The sequence below is a fragment of the Thauera sp. AutoDN2 genome, from assembly GCF_051280715.1.
Taxonomy (GTDB): Bacteria; Pseudomonadota; Gammaproteobacteria; order Burkholderiales; family Rhodocyclaceae; genus Thauera.
Genome location: NZ_JBNCAR010000078.1, coordinates 1 through 2,584 on the forward strand (window position 1 = coordinate 1; position 2,584 = coordinate 2,584).

The window sequence follows — 2,584 nt, forward strand, 5'->3', positions numbered from 1 at the left end:
GGACTAAACCGCTCGCGCGGTAGGGGTGTGCTGAACCGTTCGTGACGAGCATCGAAGTTCGTGGTTTCCATCGGCAGCAGGCTTGCCATGTTGGGAGATGAGGCAATCGGCCTCGTCTTCGACAGGAGCAAGCCATGGATACCCCGACTCGTCCCGTCAGCCCCTTGCGCCAGCGCATGCTCGACGACATGCGGATGCGCAAGCTCACCCCCAAGACGCAGAGTGCGTACATCCGCGCGGTGTGCCGGTTCACGCGCTATCTGGGGCGCGCGCCCGATACCGCCACGGTGGAGGACCTGCGCAACTACCAGTTGCACCTGGTCGATACCGGCACCTCGCCAATGTCGCTCAACGCCGCGATCAGCGGGCTGAAGTTCTTCTTCGACATCACGCTCCAACGCGGCGAGCTGATGGCGCGAATGCAGCCGGTCCGGCTGCCACAGCGCCTGCCGGTGGTGCTCAGCCGCGAGGAGATCGCGCGCCTGATCGCCGCCTGCAACAATCTCAAGCACCAGACGGCGCTGTCGCTCGCCTACGCGACCGGACTGCGAGCGAGCGAAGTGGTCTCGCTCAAGGTCAGCGACGTCGACAGCGGGCGCATGACCCTGCGGGTCGAGCAAGGCAAAGGCCGCAAGGATCGCTACGCGATGCTCTCGCCCTTGCTGCTGGAGCGGTTGCGCGTGTGGTGGCGGGTCGCCCGGGCGCAGGGCAAGATGCTCGATGGCGGCTGGTTGTTCCCGGGCCTCAACCCGATCGAGTCACTGAGCCCGCGTCAGCTCAATCGCGCTGTTCAGGCCGCCGCCCTGGCGGCCGGCATCGACAAGCGGGTGTCGATGCACACGCTTCGCCACTGCTTCGCGACCCACCTGCTCGAGCAGAAGGTCGACATCCGCATCATCCAGGCGCTGCTCGGCCACAAGAAACTCGACACCACGGTGATCTACACCCAGGTCGCCACCGACCTGCTGCGCGAAGTCGTCAGTCCGCTGGAGACCTTGCAGTCGGCGTAGGCGCATCGTGGCTCGCCCCGCACTGGAGGTCGCGGACATCTTCCGCGCCTTCGGGCCGGCGTGGCGCCTCGCCCAGCACGGTCACCTGAGCCTTGGGCAGTTGAAGGTCATGTCGGCCATCGAACAGTGCCGCACTGCGGCGCTGGGCGGGCACGTGCTGCGCTGTGAGGCCTGCGAGCAGATCGACATCAGCTACAACTCGTGCCGCAACCGGCACTGCCCGAAGTGTCAGGCGCGGGCCGCCCAGCGTTGGCTCGAGGCCCGGCAGGCGGATCTGCTGCCGGTCGAGTATTACCACGTGGTCTTCACGCTGCCGGCGCCGATCAGCGCGTTCGCCTACACCAACAAGGCGCTCGTCTATCGGCTGCTATTCGAGGTCGCCGCCGAGACGCTGCTCACCATCGCTGCCGATCCGAAGCACCTTGGCGCGACGATCGGCGCCACGCTCGTGCTGCACACGTGGGGCTCGGCGATGACGCACCACCCGCACGTGCACGGCATCGTCCCCGGCGGCGGCCTGTCGGCCGACGGGCAACGCTGGATTGCCTGCCGGCATGGCTTCTTCTTGCCGGTCCGCGTGCTCTCGCGGCTGTTCCGGCGGCGTTTCCTGGAAGAGCTGGCGAAGGCGCATCACGCCGGCGTGCTGCGCTTCTTCGGCGAGTTCGCCCCGCTGGCACAAATGGCCGCGTTCCTGCGCTGGCTCGCGCCACTGCGCACGAGCGAATGGGTCGTCTATGCCAAGCGGCCCTTCGCCGGCCCCGAGGCGGTGCTCGCCTACCTGTCGCGCTACACCCATCGGGTGGCGATCTCGAACCGTCGCCTGGTCTCCCTCGACGGGGGCTGCGTCTCCTTCCGCTGGAAGGACTATCGCGCCAAGGGGCGCACCCGCCACAAGACGATGACGCTCACCGCCGGGGAGTTCATGCGCCGTTTCCTGCTGCACGTGCTGCCGTGCGGCTTCCACCGCATTCGGCACTACGGCTTGCTCGCCAACGTGGAACGGCGGCAGAACCTGGCTCGTGCGCGGGGACTGCTTGGCGCAACGCCTCCAGACGAGCCACGCACCATCGCCTCGGCGCCGGAAGCCACCGCGCTGTCGACCACGCCCACCACCGGCTTCGTGTGTCGCTGCTGTGGATCGGTGATGCGCGTGATCGAAACCTTTGCTCGGGGTGCGACGATCCGCGCGCCACCACTCCGTGGGGTGACCTCATGACCGGGCATCGCTTCCACGCCCGCAGCCTTCCGCCAGCACCCGTTCGGACGGGCCTGGTCAAGACCCGCTGCGCCCGCCACTGGCATTCACATCACAAGCCGCGCCGCGCGGACCTCGCCCGCGCAACCGAGGGCGGGCAGCGGCTTCACGCAACACGCGGCGCCTGGCGCAGCACCACGCACATCGCGTACCTGCGCGATTGGGCGGCGCTCAAATGCCCATAGCGCCGAGCCCCGACTGAACAGCCTCGCCTCGTTTCGCGGTTTCCTCCCCCGGGCTTTGTCCAACGCCTGCCCACAGGCACGGGTCGAACCTTCATCGGCACGGGGAAGGGGCAGGCGTCGAACAAAGCTGAACA

At 67.7% G+C, this 2,584-nt stretch carries 2 protein-coding genes; both read left to right on the top strand.

Annotated features, from left to right (window positions below; all coding sequences use genetic code 11):
- Positions 1-134: 134 nt before the first annotated feature.
- Positions 135-1,010, top strand: coding sequence for a tyrosine-type recombinase/integrase (locus ACPT9U_RS17430; protein ID WP_094269343.1), 876 nt, complete (start codon positions 135-137; stop codon positions 1,008-1,010).
- Positions 1,011-1,017: 7 nt separating this feature from the next.
- A complete protein-coding gene (locus ACPT9U_RS17435; RefSeq protein WP_094269342.1) occupies positions 1,018-2,226 on the top strand; it encodes an IS91 family transposase in 1,209 nt (402 codons plus the stop codon).
- Positions 2,227-2,584 lie beyond the last annotated feature (358 nt).

Coding starts and splice junctions, on each gene's coding strand:
- ACPT9U_RS17430 (WP_094269343.1), top strand. CDS start 135: ATGGATACCCCGACTCGTCCCGTCAGCCCCTTGCGCCAGCGCATGCTC.